This window comes from Streptomyces sp. NBC_01235 (assembly GCF_035989285.1).
Classification (GTDB): Bacteria; Actinomycetota; Actinomycetes; order Streptomycetales; family Streptomycetaceae; genus Streptomyces.
In genome coordinates this window covers 10,030,821-10,055,320 of sequence record NZ_CP108513.1, presented here as the reverse complement: position 1 = coordinate 10,055,320, position 24,500 = coordinate 10,030,821, and the positions used below count along the sequence as shown (strand labels likewise).

Annotated in this window: 15 protein-coding genes and 1 pseudogene; 8 read left to right on the top strand and 8 right to left on the bottom strand. The window is 69.6% G+C overall.

Annotation, left to right across the window (positions count from 1 at the left end):
• Positions 1-150 precede the first annotated feature (150 nt).
• The 6 genes from OG289_RS45090 to OG289_RS45065 form a co-directional block, all read right to left on the bottom strand.
• Entirely contained in the window at positions 151-1,671 is a 1,521-nt protein-coding gene (locus tag OG289_RS45090; RefSeq protein WP_327319808.1) for a carboxylesterase/lipase family protein, read from the bottom strand.
• A gap of 294 nt (positions 1,672-1,965) precedes the next feature.
• Positions 1,966-4,296, bottom strand: a complete 2,331-nt coding sequence (locus OG289_RS45085) for a glycoside hydrolase family 3 N-terminal domain-containing protein (RefSeq protein WP_442819040.1) — start codon at positions 4,294-4,296, stop codon at positions 1,966-1,968.
• Positions 4,297-4,527: 231 nt separating this feature from the next.
• Positions 4,528-5,346, bottom strand: coding sequence for a carbohydrate ABC transporter permease (locus tag OG289_RS45080; RefSeq protein ID WP_327319807.1), 819 nt, complete (start codon positions 5,344-5,346; stop codon positions 4,528-4,530).
• On the bottom strand, positions 5,343-6,251 hold the full coding sequence (locus OG289_RS45075) for a carbohydrate ABC transporter permease (protein ID WP_327319806.1): 909 nt from the start codon (positions 6,249-6,251) through the stop codon (positions 5,343-5,345). Before OG289_RS45075 ends, OG289_RS45080 begins: the two co-directional genes overlap by 4 nt.
• 42 nt (positions 6,252-6,293) lie before the next feature.
• Positions 6,294-7,577 carry an ABC transporter substrate-binding protein gene (locus OG289_RS45070; RefSeq protein ID WP_327319805.1) on the bottom strand — a complete coding sequence of 428 codons (1,284 nt, stop codon included), beginning with the start codon at positions 7,575-7,577 and terminating at the stop codon, positions 6,294-6,296.
• 256 nt (positions 7,578-7,833) lie between these two features.
• Positions 7,834-8,880: a LacI family DNA-binding transcriptional regulator gene (locus tag OG289_RS45065; protein WP_327319804.1), complete on the bottom strand. Its 1,047-nt coding sequence runs from the start codon at positions 8,878-8,880 to the stop codon at positions 7,834-7,836.
• Between the two features lie 226 nt (positions 8,881-9,106).
• Between OG289_RS45065 and OG289_RS45060 the strand changes: the two genes are divergently transcribed.
• Entirely contained in the window at positions 9,107-11,374 is a 2,268-nt protein-coding gene (locus OG289_RS45060) for a glycosyl hydrolase family 95 catalytic domain-containing protein (RefSeq protein ID WP_327319803.1), read from the top strand.
• Between the two features lie 52 nt (positions 11,375-11,426).
• Here OG289_RS45060 and OG289_RS45055 read toward each other — a convergent pair whose 3' ends face one another.
• Together OG289_RS45055 and OG289_RS45050 are read right to left on the bottom strand one after the other, a co-directional pair.
• A complete protein-coding gene (locus tag OG289_RS45055) occupies positions 11,427-12,482 on the bottom strand; it encodes a LacI family DNA-binding transcriptional regulator (RefSeq protein WP_327319802.1) in 1,056 nt (351 codons plus the stop codon).
• 519 nt (positions 12,483-13,001) lie between these two features.
• Positions 13,002-15,185 (bottom strand): RICIN domain-containing protein, encoded by a 2,184-nt coding sequence (locus tag OG289_RS45050; protein WP_327319801.1) that lies wholly within the window; start codon positions 15,183-15,185, stop codon positions 13,002-13,004.
• Positions 15,186-15,739: 554 nt separating this feature from the next.
• On the opposite strand from OG289_RS45050, the gene OG289_RS45045 reads away from it, so the two are divergent.
• From OG289_RS45045 to OG289_RS45015, 7 genes and pseudogenes are all read left to right on the top strand, one after another.
• On the top strand, positions 15,740-16,270 hold the full coding sequence (locus OG289_RS45045; protein ID WP_327319800.1) for a PadR family transcriptional regulator: 531 nt from the start codon (positions 15,740-15,742) through the stop codon (positions 16,268-16,270).
• A gap of 20 nt (positions 16,271-16,290) precedes the next feature.
• Entirely contained in the window at positions 16,291-17,268 is a 978-nt protein-coding gene (locus OG289_RS45040; RefSeq protein WP_327319799.1) for an NADPH:quinone reductase, read from the top strand.
• Between the two features lie 164 nt (positions 17,269-17,432).
• Positions 17,433-19,583, top strand: a pseudogene (locus OG289_RS45035) (MMPL family transporter); the annotation flags it as partial.
• 626 nt (positions 19,584-20,209) lie between these two features.
• Complete coding sequence (locus tag OG289_RS45030; protein ID WP_327319798.1) at positions 20,210-21,499, top strand: sensor histidine kinase; 1,290 nt, start codon at positions 20,210-20,212, stop codon at positions 21,497-21,499.
• The gene (locus OG289_RS45025) at positions 21,496-22,152 is read left to right on the top strand and encodes a response regulator transcription factor (protein WP_327319797.1); all 657 of its coding nucleotides are present in this window, start codon (positions 21,496-21,498) and stop codon (positions 22,150-22,152) included. Before OG289_RS45030 ends, OG289_RS45025 begins: the two co-directional genes overlap by 4 nt.
• A gap of 124 nt (positions 22,153-22,276) precedes the next feature.
• Positions 22,277-23,401, top strand: coding sequence for an SGNH/GDSL hydrolase family protein (locus tag OG289_RS45020; protein WP_327319796.1), 1,125 nt, complete (start codon positions 22,277-22,279; stop codon positions 23,399-23,401).
• Positions 23,402-23,680: 279 nt separating this feature from the next.
• Positions 23,681-24,442, top strand: coding sequence for a response regulator transcription factor (locus OG289_RS45015; RefSeq protein WP_327319795.1), 762 nt, complete (start codon positions 23,681-23,683; stop codon positions 24,440-24,442).
• Positions 24,443-24,500 lie beyond the last annotated feature (58 nt).

Here is a 24,500-nt window from a genome sequence, read left to right as displayed (position 1 = left end):
AGACGTCGCAATCCACACCGAACCGGAAGGCCCTCACCTGTTCAAGATCCCTCAGCCGAGACCTGGCTCACCCGTCCACAACCTCCCGAGACAGAACACCTGGCGCCGCTCGGCCCCGGGGCGGGAGTAATGGGGTCGGAGGCAGCCGGGCTACGCCGACGTCAGGGGCAGAGCGGCGAAGGCATGGCGTTCCCAGAGTCGACGGGCGGCCTCCTCCGGGTACGCGGTGACCGTCGGTTCGGTGTCGAGGAGCTGGACGAGACGGCGCTCGGCGTCGTACGCGGGCCAGCCCGGGTCACCGCCGGCCGCGAAGGCGGTCCAGGCGGAGCGGAAGCGGGCGGAGAGCGCCTCGGTCTCGGGCGAGGGTGTGGGCCCGATCAGCATGGCACCGAGGCCGCCGTACACGCCGAAGGTCAGGGGTACATCGAGGCCGTGACAGGCGCCCAGAGCGCCGCCGTTGGCGGGTGCGGCCCAGGTGAGCTCGTACACGTGCGCCTGTCCGCCGCCGGCCACCTGCGCCTCTGCCAGGTGAAGTGAGGGCATGCGGAAGAGCCAGTCGGACTGCACCAGTTCGAACAGGTACTCCGCCGAGGCGTCCGGGAACGCGGAGCGGTAGGCCTGTTCGCCGTCCGGCGTCGGCCCGAACAGGCCCAACGCCATGGAGGCCAGGCCCTCGTCCACCCGGCCGAGCAGCCCGCCGAGCATGAGGAAGAGACGGTATTCGTCCCGGTTGTGCCCGGTGATCAGCTCCACGTCCCGTGCGGCACCGCTCGCGAGGGCCTGCCAAGGCGTGGTGGGCAGGACATCGCCGTCGACGACGGGCGAGAAAGGGGTCGGGGTGAGAGCGACCGGACCCCAGCGATGCACGTACTCGCGCATCCGGGCGGTCAGTGCGGCTCCCGCCTCAGGGAGCTTCCGCGGATCCACACCGGACAGATCGGCGACCGTCGGGCGCAGTCCCAGCCCGCCCGCCAGGGCCTCGGCGATGTCACCGGCCAGTGCGCCGGAGAAGAAGGTGCCAGGCACACTCTGGGCGACGGCCCGCCGGAACAGACCCCGTGCCCGCGGCATGGCCATCAGCGCGGCGATGGACCCGGCGCCTGCGGATTCGCCGAAGACGGTGACCCGGTCGGGGTCGCCGCCGAAGGCGGTGATGTTCTCGCGCACCCACTCCAGGGCGGCGACCTGGTCAAGCAGTCCGCGATTCGCGGGTGCGCCCTCGATCAGGGCGAACCCCTCGACACCGACTCGGTAGTTGAGGGTGACCACGATCAGATCACCGTCACGGGAGAGGCGGCTGCCGTCATAGGCCGGGTCGTCGGCAGAGCCGAACTTGTACGCGCCACCATAGATCCACACCATCACCGGCCGTCGTGCGGCCGGGTCCGTCCCCGGCGTCCAGACGTTGACGGTCAGCCAGTCGTCACCGGCCGGAAGGCCTACCGGAGGCTCGGCCTCGGGGCCCATCGGCTCCTGCGGAGGTGGCGGACCGAACGCGAACGCCTCCCGCACACCGTCCCAGCCGTCCACTGGTCGCGGCGCCGCGAACCGCGCCTCACCCACCGGCGGCTGTGCGAACGGGATACCCCTGAAGACCTCCAAGCCACCCTCGCGGCGCCCGCGGACCGCACCCGCCACCGTCCTGACCTCTGGGAACTCGCTACTGCTCATCGTTGACTCCTCAAAGGACCGGCTGCCGGGCAGGCGGTCCGCACACGGGATTCAAGTCAGGTGACCGAAACGGAATGCGGGGCCGCCCCATTGACACCGGCCGACCGTCGCCCGAGACTCACACCATCTTTCAGTGAACCATATTTCACCAGACGAACAGGCTTGTCGGCGGGATCGTGCTTCAAGGCCCCGCAGGGCCAACACCGGGAAGACCGTCCGGAGACGGGTGCGGCTTCGGCCGGAGACGTGGCACGTCTCCGTCCGAAGCCGTCCTGGCCCGCGGCGTACTGAACGTCAGCCCGGGAGCACCGTGACGGGCGTGGTCATGGTGCGGGTGTGGTCGACCATGCGCTCGTCTCCTTGCAGGGTCACCTGGACGGGGACGCCGGGATCGCCCGCCGACCGGGCGACGGTGAGCGTGATGCCGCCGGGTTCGACGCGTCGGCGCAGGTCCCTTCCGGTGAAGCTGGTCATGTCCGCGTGGACCTGGAACTCGACGGCACGGGTTTCACCGGCGGCGAGGTCGACACGGGTGAACGCGATGAGCTGACGGACGGGGCGGGTGACCGAGGCGACGGGGTCGGTGAGGTAGAGCTGGGGCACAAAGGTCCCCGCCCGTTCGCCGGTGTTGGAGACCGCGGCTCGTACGGTGATCGTCGCGTCGACCGGCACGGCGGCTTCGTCCACGTGCACGTCCCCGATCGCGAAGGTCGTGTACGACAGGCCGTGGCCGAACGGGAACGCGGGTGTGGGGTCGATGTTGCTCACGCCGTCGCTCTTGAGGGCGAGCGGGGGCGCCAGGTAGGTGCCCGGCTGGCCGGCCATGTCACCCGGGATCTGGACCGGAAGGCGACCGGAGGGGTTGATCCGCCCGGAGAGAACCCCGGCGATCGCCGCCGCGCCCTCCTCACCGGGGAAGAACGCCTGGACGGTCGCGTCCGCGGTCCGGGCGTGTCGGCCGATGGCGTACGGGCGGCCCGAGACGACGACGAGGATCGCACGGTTCGCCGCACCGAGGACGGCCCCGACGAGCTCGTCCTGCACTCCCGGAAGCGTCAGATCACCGACGTCGCAGCCTTCCCCGGAGGTTCCGTGACCGAACATGCCGGAGCGGTCGCCGACGACGAGAACCGTCACGTCGGCCGCCGCGGACGCGGCCACCGCCGCTTCGATACCGCTGCGGTCGTCCCCGATGACGGAGCAGCCGACCTCGTGCCGCACGGCGGCATCGGGGAACTCCTTCCGGATGGCGTCCAGCACGGTGGGTGCCTCGATGCCCATGGGGATCTCGGGATTGTGAGGCAGGACGTGGTTGGGGAACGAGTAGCAGCCGAACAGGCAGTGGGCGTCGTCGGCCGCGGGGCCGATCACAGCGACGGAGCGCGCGCCGGTGAGCGGCAGCAGGTCGGAGGCGTTGTCGAGCAGGACGACGGACTCCTCGGCCAGCGCGCGGGCGATGCCTCGGTTGCGGGGCGAGTCGAAGTCCGCGGGGGCCGTGTACCGACGGGGATGCCAGTCCGGGTCCAGCAGGCCGAGTTCGGCCTTCTGCGTCAGGACGCGCAGCACCGCGCGGTCGAGCAGGGCGACGGGGACGCGGCCGTCCCGCAGCTGGGCCTGCAGGCCTTCTCCGTAAGCCGTGGTGTGCGGCAGCTCCACGTCGATGCCGGCGTGCAGCGCGGCACGTGCCGCGTCCGGGATGTCGGCCGCCACGTGGTGCAGGGAGGCGAGGAAGGCGATCGCCCAGTAGTCGGACACCACCGTTCCCTCGAACCCCCAGCTTTCGCGCAGGAGTTGGGTGAGCAGGGCCTCGTCCGCGCCGCAGGGCACGCCGTCGATGTCGTTGTAGGCGTTCATGACCGAGCCGACCCGGCCCGTCACGACGGCCTTCTCGAAGGGGACGAGGACGACGTCGGCGAGTTCGCGCGGGCCCAGGGCGGCCGGGGCATGGTTGCGGGCGGCGCGGGAGGCGGAGTAGCCGGCGAAGTGCTTCAGGGTGGCGACGACACCACCTGACTGCAGGCCCTGGACATAAGCCAGCCCCAGCTCCGAGACGAGGTAGGGGTCCTCGCCGAGGGTCTCCTCCACCCGGCCCCAGCGATAGTCGCGTACGACGTCCAGGACGGGTGACAGTCCCTGGTGGACACCTACGGCCGCCATGTCCGAGCCGATGGCCGCCGCCATCCGGTGCACGAGGCCGGGGTCGAAGGTGGCCGCCCAGGCGAGCGGGGTGGGGTAGACCGTGGCCTGCCAGGTGGTGAATCCGGTCAGGCACTCCTCGTGGGCGATGGCCGGGACACCGAAACGGTTCGCCGCGATCACCCGCTCCTGAAGGGCGGCCAGCCGATCACGGCCCGTTTCGGGATCCAGGGGTGCCGTGCCGAACACCCGCGTCAGGTGTCCGAGCCCGTCCACGATCGCCTCGTCGAAGCTCTCGGCGCCCCGAAAGGTGTCCTGCATGGGGGCGACGTCGCCGGCCATGTCGTGGCCCGGCCACGTGCTGCCGAGCTGCGCGATCTTCTCGCCCTCGGTCATGGCGTCGAGCAGGGCCCGGGCGCGGTCGGACGCAGGCAGGACGGGATCGTTCCACAGCCCGGTCGTCGCCGGGCGCTCGTCGCTGATCGTCAAGGGGTCATCCGTTTCTGTGACGGGTGCCGCGAACGGCGTGGTTCGGAGAAGTCGAAGAAGGCGTGTGCGGGCAGGCCGGACCGGAGTCGGGCCCGGGCAGCGGTCCGGCGGTCCTGGGGAGGCGGACTCACGGGACGGCACCGAGAGGAGGTTCTCCTCGGCACATGGCGGTGCCCGGGCCCGGCTTCGGGCTCCGTCCCCTCGTCGGGTCGGACGGGGACGGCGGTACCTCTACTTGCCGCCGGCTCCCATGAGACCCGCGACGAGGGCCCGTCGTGCGAAGAGGTAGACGACGAGAATCGGCACCGCGGACATCAGCACCGCGGCCAGGAGGGCCGGGACGTTGGCGCCGTACTCGGAGACGAAGTTGTACAGGCCGAGGGTCACCAGCTTCGTGTCCTCGGACTGGGCCATGATCAGCGGGAACAGGAAGCCGTTCCATGCCTGCAGGGCCGCGAAGACGGACGCGGTCGCGATGGCGGAGCGCGACATCGGGATGACCAGAGTCACCAGTGTCCGGGCCGGACCGGCGCCGTCCAGGGCCATGGCCTCGTACAGCTCGTTGGAGATGTCCCGCATACCGCCGCTGAGGACCAGCACGCTCACGGGGAGCGCGAAGGCCGCCGTGGGCAGGATGATCCCCCACAGGGTGTCGTACAAGCCGAGGTCGTTGACGATGAGGAAGAGCGGGATGATGACCGCCTGGGAGGGGATGGCCAGGCCCAGCAGGAACAGGCGGAACACTCCCTTGGTGATCCAGCCCCGGCCGCGGACCACGGCATAGCTGATCGGCACGGCGAGCGCGAGCACGATGGCGACGGTGGCCACGGCGACGACGACGGTGTTCCAGATGTAGTGCAGGAATCCGCTGTCCACCACGGTGTGGAAGTTGTCCCACGTCACCGTGGAGGGGATCGAGACCGGTCCCTTGTCGGTGTACTTCGTCTGCGGTTGCACCGCGGTGTTCACCAGCGCGTAGAGCGGGACGCCGATGATCACCAGCCAGACGAGGGCGGCGGCGCCGGCGAGGTAGTTCGGGCGCGTCCTCACAGCCCCTCCATTGTGCTCGTCATCTTGTCGTACCCACTGAGCTTCGTGAGAAGGACCGAGGCCACGGTGGCGAGCAGCAGCAGGAAGCTCGCGATGGCACTCGCATACCCGTAGTCGTACGTGCGGAAGGCCGTCTGGTACATCGAGAAGGGCAGGATCGAGGTGTCCGTGCCGGGGCCGCCGTTGGTCAGCAGCAGCACGATGTCGAAGGCCGTGAGACCGCCGATGACCATGAAGGTGGTCGAGGTGATCATCGTGTTGCGCAGCTGCGGCAGGGTGATGTGGACGAACTGCCGCACCCGCCCCGCGCCGTCGATCGCGGCCGCCTGGTAGAGCGTGTGCGGGATGGAGCGGGCGGCGCCCTGGTAGAGCAGGCTGTGGAAGGGGACGAACTGCCAGCTGGTGACCAGGACCAGACAGGCGATCGAGCCTGCCTTGGAGCCGAACGGATTGCTGCCGCCGAACAACCAGTCGACCTTCGACGGCAGGCCGAAGTTCGGGTCGAGCAGCTGCCGCCACATGATGGCCGTGGCCGCTGTGGACAGCAGCAGCGGCAGGAAGAAGATCGCCGACAGGACGGCACGGTTGCGCTGGTGGCCGGCCGCCCAGACCCCCAGCAGGATGCTGATCGGCGCCTGCACCGCGATGTTCCCGACCAGCAGGACACCCGTGACGAGGGTCGACTGCCGGACCTGGCTGTCGCCGAAGAAACGCGACCAGTTCTCCAGGCCCGTGAACTGCGGCGAGCTCAGGCCGTCCCAGTGGGTGAAGGAGAGGTAGAGCACTCCCGCCATCGGCACGATCGCGAAGACGAGGAAGAACAGCAGCCCGGGTACCGCCCAGGCCACGCCGGGCCGCTCCAGGGTGGGAGGAGCGGCCCGGTCGCGTGCCCGGTGCTTGCTCACGGGCCGCGAAGTCGTTGCGGAGACCACGTGGACTTGCCCTTCCTACTTCTTGATCGCCTGGACTGCGCTGACGAACTGCTCCGGCGAGCTCTGTCCGTTGAACAGCTTCTGGATCTCGGTCAGCAGCGGGGTGCCCAGGGTGAGGCCGAGCGCCTGGTCCCAGGACTGGGTGAAGGACGGGGCCTTCGCCACCATGTCGTACTGGAACTTCGCGTACGCCGGGTCGGGCGCCTTGGCGAGCAGCTTCTCGGCATTGGACGTGACCGGCACCTCCCCCTTTTCGATGAGCCCCTGGACGTAGCTGTCGCTGTAGGTGGTCTTGAGGAACTCCGCCGCGGTGTCCTTGGCGGCGGCGGTGGTCACCGAAAGGTAGTTGGTGGGGTTCCCGACGACGTTGCCGACGTCGCCCTTACCTCCCTCGACGCTCGGGAAGGCCACGTACCCCAGGTCGTTCTTCACGAAGTCGGGGGCCTCGCCCTGCTGGACGGCGTACTCCCACGAGCCCATCAGGACCATCGCCGCCTTGCCCTTGTTGAGCAGGGTGGAGGTGCCGCCGGCGCCGTAGTTGACCGAGCCGTAGTTCTTGCCGAAGGCGCCGCCGTCCACCAGCTCCTTGATCATCTGGGCGGTCTTCAGGACGGCCGGGTCCCCCCACTGCGACCAGTCGCCGTTCTGGATCTTCTCGAAGAGCACCGGACCCGCGAGGCGGTCGACGAGGTACTCGACCCACATCAGCTCCGTCCACGAGGAGCTGGCATTGCCCGCGAGCGCGAACGGTGTGATCCCCTTGCCCTTGAAGACCTTCACCAGGTTCTGCAGCTCGGCGTATGTCTTCGGCGGCTCGACGCCGGCATCGGCGAAGACCTTCTTGTTGTAGAAGAGGAACACGGGCTGCGTGCCACGGCACGGGATGGCGACCAGCTTGTTGTCGACCTTGCCGGCGGCCAGCGCGGAGGGCAGGAAGTGCGTTCCCAGCATCCCGTCGAGCTCCACGAGCTTGCCCGCCTTGACGTAGTCGTCGAGGCTGCCTCCGCCCCAGCTGAAGAACATCCCGGGCATCTTCGCCGAGCCCATCGCGGTCCGCAGCTTGTCCTTGTACCCGTCCGTGGCGATCACGGTCATGCTGACCTTGCCCTTGCCGGCGGAGTTGAAGGAGTCCACGGCGGTCTTCTGCACCGAGTTCGTCGGGTCCTGGAGCGTCCAGAAGTCCACATTGCCGGTGGGCGAGGACGTGGAACTGCCGGACGAGCCGCAGCCCGCCACGGTGACGCTCAGCGTGGTCGCCGCCGTCGCGGTGAGAAACCACCGTCGGGACACTCTGTTCATCGTTGAACACCTTTCGAGTCGGCAATGCCCTCTGTACGGGTGTGCTCACCCGGCAGGCCGTCCCGGCCTGTTCGCACTGAGGGATGTGGGTCGATGGCCATGACCGTCAGGTGCTTTCGCGCAAGGGTTGCGTCCCGTTGCTCCTGCGGTTGAGCTGGCGTCGGTCACGCTAAGCGGCGCAATTCGGCCGCGGCAATACCGGAAGGGCTTCAGTTCCGAAAGACTTTCGCAATCCGAGGGCTTGCGGAATTCGAGGTCAGGCGCTCCCGTCCTTCTCGACCCGGGGCGGGGCGGTGGACATGCGCACGACCAATTCAGTCGCGAGTTCCCTGCGCGTCGTCGCAGGAGGCCTGCCGTCGGCCAGGTGCAGCAGGACGCGCGTGGCCTCCTGACCGAGCTCACGGAACGGCTGCCGTACGGCACTCAGTGGTGGCGAAGCCATGGCAGCCACCAAGGTGTCGTCGAACGACATGACCGACAGACCGCTCGGCACGGCGATACCGAGCCGTCGGGCGGCCTCCAGGGCACCGAGGGCCTGGACGTCACTCGCGGCGAAGAGAGCCGTCGGCCTTTCGCTCCGGTCCAGGACGCTGCACGCAGCGCCCAGCGCCTCGCCGTAGTCGAAGTCCGTCGACCGGACGAGCGCGGGATCGTAGGGGATCCCGGCCTCCGCCAGGGCAGCCCGGTAGCCGTGCAGACGGGCGGACCCGGCCAGCGAACTCGAACGGCCGGCCAGCATGCCGATCCGGCGGTGCCCGAGTCCGATCAGGTGCTGGACCGCGGTCGTCGCACCGTGCCAGTTCGTCACCCCGACACTCGGGATGTCCACGCTCGGCGCGTTCAGGGGATCGACGAGCACCACCGGCAGCCGCTGATCCAGGATCCTGCGCTGGTCCCGCTCGGCGAGAGCCGAGATGACGATGACGACTCCCGCGGCGCCGAGCGCCACGGATTTCTCCAGCCACTGGGCGATCGATCGCCTGCCGGTCGTGCCGACGGTCGTGTGGACGCCTGCCTCGGCCGCCGACTCCACGATGCCCCGGACGACTTCCAGGGTGTACGGTCCGGCCAGGTCCCGGAACACGGCCAGGATCTGCCGCGGTCGGCGCGCGTCGGTCTCCCATGTACGGACGTAGCCGTGTTCCGCCAGCAGTGCCTCGATCCGGGCCCGCGTCGCCTCAGACACGTCGCGCCGCCGGTGGACGACCTTCGAAACGGTCGCGAGCGAGACGCCGACCTCGTTGGCTATCGAGGTGAGAAGCCCGTACTGGGCGTTCTGGCGCGACCTGGCTGGGCCCCTCACTTCGGCGTGGACCTTCCTGTCGGCGTCCGCAGACTGTGTGCTGAGCGAAAGTACACGCCGACTCGATCACGCCGTCCGGTGCAAAGCGTCGGAAAGCCCGAAGACCTGCGGAAATTCAACGCTGTTCGGTCTACGAAAGTCTTTCGTAGGTCGTGTGGGCAACTCTTGTAGGCTCCCCCGCAGCCTGTTCGAGCCGCTCAGGCACGCTACTTCCGGGAGGCCGGGCATGCCGGTGCACAGCATCCACGACACACAACCCGCCGACCGCTGGGAGGATGCCTTCCTCTCCGGTAACGGCGAGTACGGGATCATGGTGTTCGGGCATCCCCACCGGGAACGGATCGTCCACAACCATCACCGCTACGTGCTCCCCAACGAGTCCCTCGGGATGCGGCCGCCGCCCGTCGCCGCCCGTCTCGAGAACGTCCGCCACCTTGTCCTCGCCGGGGAGCGGGAACAGGCGCAGCGCGAGTTCTCCGACGGCAGGGCGATGGCCTGGACTCAGTCCTTCCATCCGGGGCACGTGCTGCATGTGGACGCGGCGGCCGAGGAAGGCCCGGTGGAGCGCTACCGCCGGGTCACCGACTTCGCCACTGGCGAAGTGCGGGTCACCTGGTCCGACGGCGAGCGGGAGTGGGCACGGCGCGCGTTCGTGTCGCGCACCGATGCCGTCGCGGTCGTCGAGATCACGGGTCCGCGGCTCGACCTGACCATACGGCTCTCCGGCGAGCTGCCCGACCGCCCCTCCGACGTCACCTTCACGATGTCCGCCGAGGCCGGCGGGGACGGTGAGGCGTCACTCGCCGTCGTGGGGGCGTATCCGTCCGGGCCCGGTGCGGCGGGATTCGCCGGCGTCACCCGGGCCGTCGTCACCGGTGGCCGGGTCGGGGCGGAGGGGGACACGGTCCGTGTCGAGGGGGCGACGCGCGTGGTCCTGCTGACTCGGATGGACCGCTCGGCGCCCCTTCCCCGCACCGACGTGCTCCGCACGACTCTGGCCGAACTGGCCCCCGAATACGACGAGTTGCTCGCCCGCCACGCGCCCGTACACGGCGAACTCTACGGCCGGGCCGAACTCGACCTGGGCGTGCCCGACAGCGCCCGCAGCCTCCCCGTGAGCGAGCTGCTCGCCCGCGCCGACCCCAAGGTGCTGGACAACGCGCTGGTCGAGGCGCTGTTCCACTCCGGCCGCTACCTGCTGCTCAGCTCCAGCGGGGTCCTTCCGCCCCGACTGACCGGGCTGTGGCTGGGGGCCTGGGGCGCGGCCTGGTCCGGCGACTACACCACCGACGCCAACATCAACCTCCAGATGGCCGGGGCGGTCCTCACCGGGATGCCCGAGCTGATCGCGCCGTACGCCGCGTTGATCGGCGGGCAGATCGAGGACTGGCGCACCAACGCCCGCACGATCTACGGCGCCCGCGGAGTCCTCGCGCCGAGCCGCACCGACGGCGAACACGGGCTGCTGTTCCACCTCGACGACGACTGGCCCTGGACGATGTGGCTGGCGGGAGCGGACTGGCTGCTGTTCCCGCTGCACGAGTACTGGCAGGCGACCGGCGACGACGACTTCCTCGCCCGTACCCTCGCCCCCTGGCTCATCGAGGCCGCCGTCTTCTTCGAGGACTTCCTCACCCGCGAGGACGACGACGGACACGTCGTCCTCGTCCCGTCCTACTCCCCGGAGGTCGGCCCCAAGGACGAACGGGGAGCGGCCGGGGTCAACGCCACCATGGACGTGGCCGCGGCCCGGCACGCGCTCTCGACCGCCGCCGACGTCTGTACGCACCTCGGCATCGAGCAGGCCGCGACCGTCCGCTGGCGGGCGCTGGCAGAGCGGCTGCCGCCGTACCGCGTCGACGACCACGGAGCGCTCGCCGAGTGGGCGTGGCCAGGGCTGGAGACCGCCGACGACCACCGGCACGTCAGCCACCTCTACCCGGTGTGGCCCCTGCACGACATCACCCCGGACGACACCCCCGACCTGGCCGCCGCCGCCCGCGAGGCGCTGCTGCGGCGCGGTGACGAGAACATGTCCGCGCACGGCAGCCTGCACCGCGCCCTGTGCGCGGCACGCCTGAAGGACGGCGAGACGGCCAGGGCCAACGTCCTCAAGATCGTGGGCCGGAACATGATCTTCCGGTCCCTGATGACCTCGCACAACCCCGATCTGGAGATCTACAACGCGGACGCCGCCCACTGTCTGCCGGCCGTGGTCGTGGAAATGCTGCTCGACTCCCGTCCCGGGACCTTGGAACTCCTGCCCGCCCTGCCCCCGGAGTGGCGTTCCGGCAGTCTGCGCGGCATCGCCACGCGTGCCGGAGTGAGCGTCGCCGAGATGACGTGGGACGTGACGGCGGGCTTCGCCCGGGTGGTTCTCACGTCGCCGCTCGAGCGGGACGTCACCCTTGTATACCGTGGTGCCGCGGACCGACGGCAGATCGTGCACCTGCTGCCCCACTCCCCCACCACGGTGACCGTCCCGCTCGTCTGACGTCAGAGGGGCGGACCCTCGCCCCTCGTGACATCGGTCAGCCGGCCTGTCCTCACTCCGTACCGACTGGCTCCGTACCGACTGGGCGGCGCACCGACGTCGAGGTGCGCAGCACGAGTTCCGTCGCCAGCTCGATCCGCGACGACGCGGGCGGCCGTCCCTCAGCCAGGTTGATGAGCACCCGGGTGGCCTCGTGGCCCAGTTCCTCGAAGGGCTGGCGCACCGCGCTGAGCGGCGGGCAGGCCATGGCCGCCACGAGGGTGTCGTCGAAGGACATGACCGCCAGGTCCTCGGGAACGCGGAGCCCGTGCTGACGGGCGGCCTCCAGGACACCGAGCGCCTGCGCGTCGCTCGCCGCGAAGACGGCCGTGGGCCGATCGTCGGAGCGCAGGACCTGCAGGCTGGCGAGCAGCGCCTCTTCGAAGTCGAAGTCGGTCGAGCGCACGATCGCCGGGTCGTACGTGATCCCCCCTTCCTCCAGCGCGGCCCGGTAGCCGTGCAGCCGCGCCGCCCCGGCCAGCGAGTGCGACCGTCCCGCGACCATGCCGATCCGGGTGTGCCCGAGTCCCAGCAGGTGCTGCACCGCTTCCCTGGCCCCGTTCCAGTTCGTCACCCCGATGCTCGGGATGTCGTGGCTCGGCGCGCTGAGCGGGTCGATCAGCACGACCGGCAGCCGCTGCTCGACGATGCGGCGCTGGTCGTCCTCGGCCAGCATCGAGATCACGATGATCAGTCCGGCCGCGTCGAGCGCCACGCACTCCTCGAGCCACTGGGAGATCGAACGATGACTGGTCGTCCCGGTCACCACGTCCACGCCCAGCTCGTCCGCCGCGTCCACTATGCCGCGGACGACTTCCAGCGTGTACGGCCCTGACAGGTCCCGGAACACCGCGATGATCTGCCGCGGCGCCGCCGGATCATGCTCTCCCGGACGAACGTATCCGTGCCGCGCGAGCAGCTCCTCGACCCGGGCGCGCGTAGCCGCACCGACGTCATGACGCCGGTGCACCACCTTGGACACCGTACTGAGCGACACCCTCGCCTCACTGGCGATGCTGGTCAGCAAACCGTACTGCGCATCCCCGCGCGTCCTGTCCCGACCTGTCACTCGTGCGCCTCGCCTTTGAACTGTCACCCGAAACTCCGCCGCAAGCTAACGGGACGAAATGCCCGGAGGCAAGGCTCCTGTGCCGACGGCAGCCACCGCACCGCATTGCTCACGCTCGCTGTGGACCGTCGGGAGTGCGCAGGACGGCGTCGATCACACCCCGTTTTTCGCCTCGCTCTTTGGGGTGTACGGGGACAGCGGGGCTCTCGGGGATGAGTGGGCAGGAGTCGACGTATCCGGCACCGGCGGCCTTGACCCGCTGCCGCAGCGTGGTGTCGAGCCGGCGGGAAAGGTGCTCGCCCGCCGTGCGGATCTTCTCCCCATCTGGTCGGTGCCGGAGACGGTGTGGCGGCAGTGGCAGAGGGCGTCGTTCCCGGCGGACTCCCCGCCACCGATCATGTGCCACAGTGCCCCGGCTGTGACACGGGCCCGGGCCGAACTCGACCTGGGTGTGCCACCGTACGGGCACGGCTCAGCGGGGTACGGCCGCATATCGCGGCCGCACCCCGCTGGTGTCGGCTAGTTACGGCTCCACTTCTGGGTGGCGTTGCCGAGGGCCGTCCACAGCTGCACCTTCGATCCGTTGGCGGTCGCCGAGTTGGTGACGTCGATGGCGTGACCGTTGGAGCGGTTGATGACGGATCCGTCCAGTCGGAACCACCACTTCTGACTGGACTTGCCGTTGCAGGTCCAGAGGATGAGCTTGGTGCCCGGGGTGGTGCCGTCACCGTCTGCGGCGAGGCACTTGCCGGCAACGCGGAGTTCACCAGCGGTGGTCTGCGTGATGGTCTGGTTCGCGTTCCCGGAGCAGTCCCAGATCTGCACCTGCACACCTGTCTGGCCGTTCGGCACGTCGAGGCAGCGGCCGGAGTTGGCACCCTTCAGCGTGAAGGTCGCGTCCGTCGGCAGCGGATCCTGGACGAGCTGCCACTCCTGTGCGTCGTCCGCCGAGGGATTGCCGGACGCGTCGATCGACGCCTCGAGGTCGACGGCGCCGTTCTGGGTCGCACCCGTCATGAACAGGCTCGTGTTACGGACGGACCGGATCTTGTAGTACCCGTCGGTCGAGGAGACGAGGGTCCACTGCTTGTCGGTGGCTCCGTCGTCGACCCACTGCGCGAGCTTCTGCCCGGCCGTGGCGTTGCCGGTCCAGATGGCGGCCGAGCGGCCGCCGGCCTTGTTGAGCAGGGTGACGTCGTTGCCCTTGGCGGTCAGGTGCCAGCGCTGTGTGTCGTCCGTGGCGTTGCGGTCCCGCAGGACGAGGTCGGGGACGTTGCCGGTGAGGTTCGCGTCCTGTGTCTTGCCGGCGTCGGGGCTCAGGGCCTGACCGGTCGCGCGGTTGACGAGCGTGGAGTAGGTCCCGTCGGACCGGCCGAGGTCGACCTCGCCGTAGCGCACGGGACCGTAGCCCGTGCCGAAGTCGGCTTGGAGGATGACGACGCGTCCCGTGCCGTCGACGTACTGGAGATTACGGCTGTACCCGTTGGTGACCGGGGTCTGGTACTCCTTCCAGGTGCCGTCGCTCTTGCCGGACTCGTTCACCCAGATGTTGCCGCTGCCGGCCGCGTTGTAGAGGATCCGCCCGTCCGGCATCGGGACGAGCACCGGGCTGCCGCTCGTCGACAGCGTGTGTCCCCCGGAGGGCACCGGCAGGTTGTTGATCGGGAGATCCGTCACACTGTTCGGGTAGAACTTCAGCGGGTCGTCCGCGAGCCTGTATCTCACGTTCGTCCCGCCGCCCCAGTACTCGTAGGTGAGCAGCCATTTGCCGTCGGTGGTCGGGGCGATCGTCGTCATGCCGGGGCGGCCGTTGCCGATCAGTGTCTTTCCGTTGAGGTTCTCTGTCGTGCCCGGGACATCGACGATCGGCTGGCTGCTCCAGGACGTGCTGCTGCTGCCGTTCCAGGTCTTGTGCACGAGGATCTGGTTGTACGAATCCGTGGCCGTGTCGTCGTCCGGGTCGCGGGTCGGTATTCCGGTGTCGGCGTTGAAGCCGAGGTAGTCGTGCTCGTCGGAGTAGTAGGCGACGAGCTGGCCGTTCCGGGCGATCAGGTACGGCTCCCAGACCGGGTCGGACTGCCTGTCGGTGTTGGCGTTCGAGACGCGGCTGCCCGACCACCCACCGGCGGCGATGATGTTCTGGAAGCTCCAGGTCGCGCCGTCGTCGGTGCTGGAGTACAACGCGATCGCCACGTCCTTGCGGTCGCCGTCACCGTCCGGTGTCCAGTTGGGGTCGGCCGCCTTGTGCTCCTTGTAGTAGTAGTCGTCCCCCGAGACGACGCTCGCCAGGAGCAGGGTGCCGGCCGTAAGGGATCCGACGTCCTGCGGGAGCACATAGAGATACGGGTTCGTCCAGTTGCTCGTGTACTTCGCGTACTGGGAGTCACTGGACAGGTAGGCGGGGGCTTGGAGATCGGTCAGCTTCTGCCATGTGGTGCCGTCGTCGTCGCTCTTGTAGACGGGCAGCGTCTGTCCCACCGGGTCGCCCTTGCTGTTCTCGAACGACGCCACGATGCGGCCGCTCGGCAGCTGGGCCGACTTCGGGTAGAGAACACAGGGCTTCTTGTTGCATGTGGCGCTGTCCTGCGACACGTACAAGTTCGTCTGGCTCGGCTGATACGCCGACGCACTCCCCGAGGAGGCGACGGCGAATACCGCGCCCAGACCGAAGGCTGCCGCTGCCGCGAGAACCTTCCGTGCCATTTTCTGGATCATTCCGATTCCTCTGAGCGTATGGTTAGCGGCCATTGGAGCCGGAAAAATCAGCTCCGCGACCAAACAAAGGGAAACCATTTAGCGATCCGCTCGCCGCTTGCATCGTGTGAAAGCACCGAGGTGAAGTTCGGCATGTGACGCCGACTGCTGGTGGGGCGGACCCGACTGTGATTCAGCCCAAGGTGGTCCTTGTGGTAGCGCACAGTGCACCGCGACAGCTCACATCAGACTGCGGTGCGACAGACCGGAAAGGCGTACACCTGTCCGCCGGCGGTTACTCATGGATGCGAATCACGGTCAATGAGACGTGAGCCGGATGGGGAAAGTATTAGGACCCGGCGGCGCTGTGTCACTGGTGTGTTTCCGAAAGTGTTTCGTAAGCCGCCCGTCATCGAGTGTTGACGTTTCGGCAACCATGACGGCGTGACTGCCCGGGACACGACCTACCCGCCGTCACCGCGATGTCGAGGTGCGCCGCCGGCGACCGCCACATCGATTCGATGTAAATATCGATTCGATGTGACCTGTGAGACGATGCCCTCATGCTGGAACTCGCCATACTGGGCTTCCTCGCCGAAGGCCCCCTGCCGGGTCACGAGCTGCGCCGCCGTGTCTCCCACCTGACCGGCTACACCCGCCCGGTCAGTGACGGCAGCCTCTACCCGGCCATCAACCGCCTCGCCAAGGCGGGCCTGCTGGAACGGCGGGCCGACCCGAGCGCGGGCGCCTCCCGCTACGTGCTGAGCCTGACGGAGGCCGGGCGCGCCGAGATGCTGGAGCGGCTGCGCAAGCCGGCCGACCACGAGATCACCGACTTCACCCGGTTCCACACGGTGCTGTCGTTCCTCTCGCACCTGCCCGACGTCGCCGAACAGCATGCGGTGCTGCGCCGACGCCTCGCCTTCCTGGAGGAGCCGGCGAGCTTCTTCTACGACGGTGACCGGCCGATGCGAGCCGAGGAGGTCGCCGATCCCTACCGGCGCGGCATTCTCCTCACCGCCCGCGCGACCAGCCGCGCCGAACGCGCCTGGCTGCGCGAAGTACTGGGCGAGGAACCGCCCGCGTACTCCTGAAAGACAACGGAGGTACATCCGTGCTCGCGTCCTGGTACGACGAACAGGGTCCCGCTCCCGCCGTCCTGCACGTCGGTGAACTGCCCGACCCCCACCCCGGCCCCGGCGAGGTCCGCGTCCGCGTGACCGTCTCCGGCGTCAACCCCGGTGACACCAAGAAGCGTCGCGGCTGGCTCGGCTCCTCGATGCCGCACCCCCGCGTGATTCCGCACAGCGATGCCGCCGGGGTCATCGACGAGGTGGGCGACGGTGTCGACGCCCGCCGCGTGGGGCAGCGGGTATGGGTCTACGGCGCCCAGTCCTACCAGGCCTTCGGCACCGCCGCCCAGTACACCGTCGTACCCGACCATCAGGCCGTCCGGCTCCCCGACCACCTCGGCGACGAGCTCGGCGCGAGTCTCGGCATCCCCGGTGTCACCGCCCACCGCGCGGTGTTCGCGGACGGCCCGGTCGACGGCCGACCGGTGCTCGTGCACGGTGTCCTCGGGGGCGTCGGCTCGCTGGCCGCCCAGCTCGCCCGCTGGGGCGGCGCCACCGTGATCGGCACCGTACGCCGTGGGGGCGATCTGGACCACGTCGACCCGGCTGTCATCTCCCACGCCGTGGCCCTGGACGCCGACGACCCGGCGGCGGCGATCCGCTCGTACGCGCCCGACGGCGTTCACCGCGTCGTCGAGGTCTCCTTGTCGGCCAACGCCGACCTCGACAACGCGGTCACCGCGCTCGATGCCGTCATCGCCGCCTACGGCACCCACAGCGACCGTACCGAACTCCCCTTCTGGCCCCTCCTGTTCAACAATGTGACCGTGCGTCTGCTCGGCAGCGACGACTTCCCGGCCGCGGCCAAGCGGCAGGCCGCGCGCGACCTGACCGCGGCGGCCGCGGTCGGCGCCCTCGGAGTCGACGTCGGTGACCGCTTCCCGCTGGAGGACATCGCCAAGGCCCACGACCGGGTCGACGCGGGCGGGCGCGGCCGGGTGCTGGTGACCGTGCCATGAGGAGTCGTGAGGAGGAGAGGCATTAGTACCGCAGTACTAATCGCCGTGCGCCGATTCGGTTCCACAGGAGGCAGGGAGCGCGAAAACCCGCCCCTAGCTTGAGATCAAGGGTCGATCGGGCCCCTGCTCACGCAAATGATCTCTTCTCCTGGTGGGAGTAATCCGTGGCCACCTTCCTCTATCGACTGGGACGATTCGCCTTCCGGCGACGACGCCTCGTCCTCATGTTGTGGATCGCCGTCCTGGCCGCCGTAGGCATCGGCGCCACGAGCTCCACCGGCTCCACCTCGGACAGCTTCACGCTGCCCGGCACCCAGTCCCAGAAAGCCATCGACCTGCTGGGCAAGGAGTTCCCGCAGGCCTCCGCGGGCGGGGCCTCCGCCCGGGTCGTGTTCGAAGCACCCGACGGGCAGAAGCTGACCTCCGGAGCCAACAAGGCCGCGGTCGAGTCCCTGGTGGCGAAGCTGGAGAAGTCGCCGCAGGTGTCGAGCGTCTCCGACCCCTTCACCAGCGGCCAGGTCAGCAAGTCCGGCGCCATCGGCTACGCCGGGGTGACCTACAAGGTCGCCCAGGCCGATGTCAGTGACGCCGCGCACAACGCCCAGACCTCCGTCGTCGAGCAGGGCGAGAAGGCCGGCATCACGGTGAGCCTGGGCGGCGACGCGGTCGCGGACAAGGCCGCCAGCAAGGCGGCCGAGCTGATCGGGCTGGGCGTCGCCGCCGTCGTCCTGGTGATCACCTTCGGTTCGATGATCGCCGCCGGACTGCCCCTGCTCACCGCGATCCTGGGCGTGGGCGCGGCCATCCTGTCGATCACCATCGCCACCCAGTTCTTCGACATCGCCTCCCAGGCCTCCACCCTGGCGCTGATGCTGGGCCTGGCCGTCGCCATCGACTACGCCCTGTTCATCGTCTCCCGTTACCGCAACGAGATCCGCGACGGCCACGACCCGGAAGAAGCCTGCGGACGGGCCCTGGGCACCGCCGGCTCCGCGGTCGTCTTCGCGGGCCTCACCGTGATCATCGCGCTGGCCGGCCTGAGCGTCATCGGCATCCAGATGCTCAGCTCCATGGGCCTGGGCTCCGCCTTCGCCGTCGCCGTCGCCGTCGTGATCGCGCTGACCCTGCTGCCCGCCCTGCTCGGCTTCGCCGGTACGCGGATCATGAAGGGCAAGCTGCAGTCCCGCCGCATGAAGGCACTGGAGCGCGGCGAGGGCGACTCGTTGGGCGTGCGCTGGGCGAAGTTCGTCACCCGCAACCCGGTCAAGGTCCTCGCCGTCTCGGTGATCGGCCTCGGACTGCTGGCCATCCCCGCCATGTCGCTGCGCCTGACCCTGCCCGACGACTCCATGAAGCCCCCCGCCAGCACCCAGCGCCTCGCCTACGACACCCTCAGCGAAGGCTTCGGACCGGGCTTCAACGGTCCGCTGACCGTGGTCGTCGATGCTCGCAACAGCGACGACCCCAAGGCCGCCGCCGCGGACGCGACCGCGGTGCTGGGCAAGCTGGACGACGTCGCCTCGGTCCGTGACGCGGCCTTCAACAAGTCCGGCGACGTCGCCATCATCGGTGTCGTCCCGGAAAGCGCCCCGACCAGCCAGGCCACCAAGGACCTGGTCGCCGACATCCGCGACCACAGCGCCGCCCTGCGCACCGACACCGGCGCCGACCTGATGGTCACCGGAACCACCGCGGTCAACATCGACGTCTCCACCAAGCTCGCCCAGGCCCTCATCCCCTACCTCGCCATCGTCGTCGGCCTGGCCCTGGTCCTGCTCCTGCTGGTCTTCCGCTCGATTCTGATCCCGCTCAAGGCCGCCCTCGGCTTCCTGCTCACCATCGCCTCCACCCTCGGCGTCCTGGTGGCCGTCTTCCAGTGGGGCTGGCTCGCGGATGTCTTCGGCGTCGACCAGACCGCACCCATCGTCAGCGTGCTGCCCATCCTGCTGATCGGCGTCGTCTTCGGCCTCGCCATGGACTACGAGGTCTTCCTCGTCACCCGGATGCGCGAGGAGTACGTCCACGGCGCCGCCCCCACGAAGGCCGTCGTCGAAGGTTTCCGGCACAGCGGCCGGGTGGTCACAGCCGCGGCGGTCATCATGATCTCCGTCTTCTCCGGCTTCCTCCTCGACGACGCGGCACTGATCAAGTCGGTCGGCCTGGGACTAGCCTCGGCGGTGTTCTTCGACGCCTTCATCGTCCGAATGACCATCGTCCCGGCGGTGCTGGCCCTGCTCGGCCACCGCGCCTGGGCCCTGCCCAAGTGGCTGGACCGCGTCATGCCCGACGTGGACGTCGAGGGCGAGAAGCTGCGCCACGTCCTGGAGGCCGATCAGACGAGCACCGCACCCGCACCCGTACTCGCCGGCGTGGTCGCCGGGGCCCACCCGGGCTCGGACGGCTACGGCACCCCGCAGGGCTTCACCAGCGGCTCGGGCGCCGATGCCTCGGACACGGCTGCGTTCACGTCGCCGCTTCCCCAGCACCACCACGGCAGGCCCCGGGGACTGTCCGGGCTCAGGCAGCGCGGCGCGGACAACCACGGCGCCGAGACCCCCGCGGACACGGACGCCGGGTTCCACGCGGCCTCGGGCAGCGGCTTCACCGGCGTCGACAGCCCCGGCGACACGGAGACACCGAGCCGTCGTGCAAGGCTCCGCAACAAGAAGCTGGGACCGTCCAAGTTCAAGCAGCGTCTCGCACGCGGCGGTGACTCCACCCCGACCGCCGACACGACCGAGTCGAAGGCCAGCACGATCAAGGGGATACGGAAGAAGATGTTCCGCAAGCGCTGACAGGAACGAGTGGCAGCGGCAGCTGCCGACCACCGCCCGATCGCCAACCGGAACGGCCACCTCCCACCGGCCGACTCCCCAGCCCCGCCCGCCGGTCCAATCCCCCGGGACCGGCGGGCGGCCCCCGACCCGCGAAGGACTCCCCCGTGACCGTACCGAGCGCCCCCGCTCCCCGCCCGGACGACGACCGGACCCTGGAGGCCCTGGCGAGCGATTCGGTGATCGCCTCGGTCGCCTATCGGCTGGCCGCGCTGCGGCGGGCCGACCAGGCCCACCCCAAGGTCCGGCACTGGGGTGTTCCGGTCATCTGCGCCGCGCTCGGTCTCAGCTCCCCCCTCAACCCCTACAACACCGGCGACATCCCGGCGCAGTTGGCACTCATCGTCGCCTTCGCCGTCCCGCTCCTGTGGCGGGAGCGCCGGCCCATGCTCGTCTTCGCCTTCACCACCGCCGTGTCCGTGGTGGCCCTTCCCCTGGGGGTGTTGACCGGCGCCGAGTCCGCACGCGTGGTGGCCCTCTTCAACGTCGGCCGCCACTGCACGCCGCGCCAACTGGCCCTCGCCGTCGGTGTCACCACCGCGCAGCTCGTCGCGTGGGCGGCCGTGTTCAGCGGGCGCCAGCTGGAGTACGCCACACGGCCGGAGGTCGTGACCCTGTTGGCGATGACCGCGATGGCGGCGTTCGCAGCGCTCGGTCTGCTGAGCCGGCTGGCCGGCGCCTACATCGACGCCCTGAAGAAGGAACGCGACCAGCAGGCCCGCCTCGCCACCGCGCAGGAACGCGCCCGCGTCTCCCGCGAGATGCACGACATCCTCGGCCACACCCTCTCCGTCATCGTCGGCCTCGCCGACGGCGCCGCCGCCCTCGCCGAGACGAAACCGGAACGCGGCGCCCAGACACTCCGCATCATCAGCTCCAGCGGACGCGACGCCCTGGCCGAACTGCGCCGCCTGCTCGCCGTCATCGGCGAGGACAACGACCGGGCGGACGCGGCGCCGCTCGCCCCGCAGCCGGGTCTGAACGACCTCGAGCCACTGCTGGACCGCGTCCGCGCGGCCGGCCCCACCGTCGCCCTGGACGCCCAGGGCGACCTCACCGGCCTGTCCTCAGGGCTCCAGCTCTCCGTCTACCGCATCGTCCAGGAGGCCCTGACCAACACCGTCAAGTACGCCGGCTCCGACACCTCGGTCCGCGTGTCCGTCGCGGCCGGCCCGGACGCCGTTCGTGTCACCGTGGAGGACACGGGCCCGCCCCGCTCCGCCGCGACAGGCCGTCGCCGCTCGGGCGGCCGCCGTGGCCTGGTCGGCATGCGGGAACGTGCCGCTCTCTACCAGGGCACCGTCACCGCAGGCCCCAACTCCCAGGGCGGCTGGACCGTCCGCGCGCTCCTCATCCCCGACCCGCCCTCCCACTCCCCGGAGAAGCACCGCTCATGACCACAGTCCTCATCGTCGACGACCAGGCCCTGCAGCGCATGGGCTTCAGCATGCTCCTGGAGGCCCAGCCCGACATCACCGTCGTCGGCGAGGCCACCAACGGCGGCGAAGCGGTCCGCATGACGGCCGAGCTCCGGCCCGACGTCGTCCTGATGGACGTCCGGATGCCCGGCATGGACGGCATCGAGGCCACCCGCCGCATCGTGGAGTCCGGCGACCGCTCCCGCGTCCTGGTGCTCACCACCTTCGACCTCGACGAGTACGCCTACGATGCCCTGCGCGCCGGAGCCAGCGGCTTCCTGCTCAAGGACGCCCTGCCCGAAGAACTCGTGGCCGGCGTCCGGGCGGTGGCCGCGGGCGACGCCGTCATCTCCCCCGGCCTCACCCGCAAGCTCATCGACACCTTCAGCGACCGCCTCCCCGGCCACACCCCCCAGCAGCAGCGCCGACTCGACGACCTCAGCCAGCGCGAACGCGAGGTCCTCACCGCCATGGCGACCGGCTGGACGAACGGGGAGATCGCCGAGCGACTTCATCTGGCCGAATCCACTGTCAAATCCCACATCGGCCGCATCCTCACCAAGATCGACGCCCGCGACCGCGTCCAGGCCGTGATCTTCGCCTACGACACCGGACTCGTACGCCCGTCCTGACCCCCTACCGGCCCCGCCCCGCTCGCCCGACTCCCCGCCCCGTGTTCACCGCTACGTCCCCGAAGCCCGACCACCTCGGCAGCACCGCAGTCGAGCATCCACGACGAAGAAACAGGACACAGCAATGGGATCACTGGCACGAACCGGCATGGGCGTGGCCCTGGCGTGCGGGGTACTGGTCACCGCCGTCAGCATCGGACAGAACTCGGACGGCGACGGCGACGGCGACGGCGACGGCGACGGCGACGGCGACGGCGACGGCGACGGCGACGGCGACGGCGACGGCGACGGCGACGGCGACGGCGACGGCGACGGCGACGGCGACGGCGACGGCGACGGCGACGGCGACGGCGACGGCGACGGCGACGGCGACGGCGACGGCGACAAGGAAAAGGCACAGACAAAGGCGGCGGCTCCGGCGCCGGCACCGCTCGAGGGGCCCTACGTCGCCCTCGGCGACTCGTACACCTCGGGCCCCAAGATCCCTCCCCAGACCGGCGATCCGGTCGGCTGCGACCGCTCCGGACGCAACTACCCGTCCCTCGTCACACAGGAACTCGGCATCAAGGCGGCCGACTTCCGTGACGTCAGCTGCAGCGGCGCCACCATCGCCGACCTCACCGCCGCACAGTCCACCGACAACGGCACCAACCCCGCGCAGCTCTCAGCTCTTTCTGCCACCACAACGCTGGTCACCCTCGGCATCGGCGGCAACGACATCGGTTTCAGCTCGATGATCACCAAGTGCGTCACCACAGGAACGCTCTTCAAGCTGGCCGACAGAATCACGGACATCACCGACAGGGCACCGTGCAAGGAGAAGTACACCTCCGACGGCACCGACGACGTGGCCCAGAAGATACGCGCCACGGGCGACCGACTCACCGAGGCTCTGACCGAGATCGAACGCCGGGCGCCCGAGGCCAGGGTCTACGTCGTCGGCTACCCCGCGATCCTGCCTGCCGACGGCACCCACTGCGGCGGCAGCGTCCCCCTCGCCCCCGGCGACGTCACCTTCTTGCGCCAGAAGCAACAGGAGCTCAACACCATGCTCAGCGAACGCGCACGGGCCGCCGGAGCGACGTACGTCGACACCTTCGCCCCGTCCACCGGACACGACGCCTGCTCCCCGGCGGACACCCGCTGGATCGAACCCCTCCGGCCCAGCAGCCCGGCAGCCGTCGTCCACCCCAACGAACACGGTGAACGAGGCATGGCCACCGCCGTCCTGAGCGCCATGAAGAACTGAGGACACCACACCGGGACGTGAGCCTCGGGCCACCGTCGGGCAGCCCGCCGAATCCACGTCCCTCACGCACCCGCGACTCCGGGCGCGTGTGCTCGAGCGGAGCGCGCACCCGGTTCGCACCGGCCGCCCGTGGGGACAGGCGCCCGGTGCGAGGAAGGGCCCGGCGGCGATCCGGAACACATCACGATCCGCGGCCGGGTCCTCACCTCCGTGCTCCGCCCCGCTCCGAACATGGCGGCCGAAGGCCTCAGGGCCCGGTCCGCCGGGAGAAACGCCCGCATGACCACCGTACTCATCGTCAACGACCAGGCTCTGCAACGTCTCGGCCTGCGAATGTTCCTGGAATCCCAGCCCGACCTCACGGTCGTGGGCGAGGCGACCGACTGCGCCCAGGCGGTCCGAGCCGCCGCCGCTCTCCGACCCGAAGTCGTCCTCATGGACATGGGCCGAACAGACGTCGACCGCGTTCAGGCCATACGCCGCATCGCCCGACCCGACAGCCATGCCGAGGTGCCTCGCACCGACCCGGCGAGCGGGATCCCCCCGCGGGTGCTGGTGCTGATCCCCTCCGACGGCGACGAGTACGCCTATGCCACCCTGCGCGCGGGCGCCGGCGGGCTCCTGCTCAAGGACGCCCTCCCCGAGGAACTGGCCGCAGCCCTCCACATCGTCGCGCTGGGCGGCTCGGTCCTGTCTCCTCGTCTCACGCGCGCCCTCATCGAGGCCGTCCGTGAACGGGACTCCACCGACAGCCTCGACCGAAGACGGAGGCTGTCCTGCCTCACCGAACGCGAAACCGAAGTGCTTGCCGCTCTCGCCTCCGGCTGGAGCAACACGGAGATCGCCGAGCGGTTGTCGATAGCGCCGACCACGGTCAAGACCCACATCAGCAGCATTCTGGCCAAGATCGGCGCCCGTGGCCGCGTCCAGGCCGTCGTGTTCGCCTACGAGACGGGTCTGGTCAGGCCGCCATGGCAGCAACCTCGTCCGCGCGAATCAGACTTCTCGGATCAACCAGGAGGAGGGTTCCGATCCGCGTAGAGGCGATGGCCTGACGCGAGTGCGGAGGTCGGGTACTTGGGTCTTCGGCCGGTGCGGC

What these genes read in the sequence shown, in the direction of transcription:
- OG289_RS45090 (WP_327319808.1), bottom strand. Translation starts at nt 1,671, where the DNA reads ATGAGCAGTAGCGAGTTCCCAGAGGTCAGGACGGTGGCGGGTGCGGTC.
- OG289_RS45070 (WP_327319805.1), bottom strand. Translation starts at nt 7,577, where the DNA reads ATGAACAGAGTGTCCCGACGGTGGTTTCTCACCGCGACGGCGGCGACC.
- OG289_RS45060 (WP_327319803.1), top strand. Translation starts at nt 9,107, where the DNA reads ATGCCGGTGCACAGCATCCACGACACACAACCCGCCGACCGCTGGGAG.
- OG289_RS45050 (WP_327319801.1), bottom strand. Translation starts at nt 15,185, where the DNA reads ATGGCACGGAAGGTTCTCGCGGCAGCGGCAGCCTTCGGTCTGGGCGCG.
- OG289_RS45045 (WP_327319800.1), top strand. Translation starts at nt 15,740, where the DNA reads ATGCTGGAACTCGCCATACTGGGCTTCCTCGCCGAAGGCCCCCTGCCG.
- OG289_RS45025 (WP_327319797.1), top strand. Translation starts at nt 21,496, where the DNA reads ATGACCACAGTCCTCATCGTCGACGACCAGGCCCTGCAGCGCATGGGC.
- OG289_RS45020 (WP_327319796.1), top strand. Translation starts at nt 22,277, where the DNA reads ATGGGATCACTGGCACGAACCGGCATGGGCGTGGCCCTGGCGTGCGGG.
- OG289_RS45015 (WP_327319795.1), top strand. Translation starts at nt 23,681, where the DNA reads ATGACCACCGTACTCATCGTCAACGACCAGGCTCTGCAACGTCTCGGC.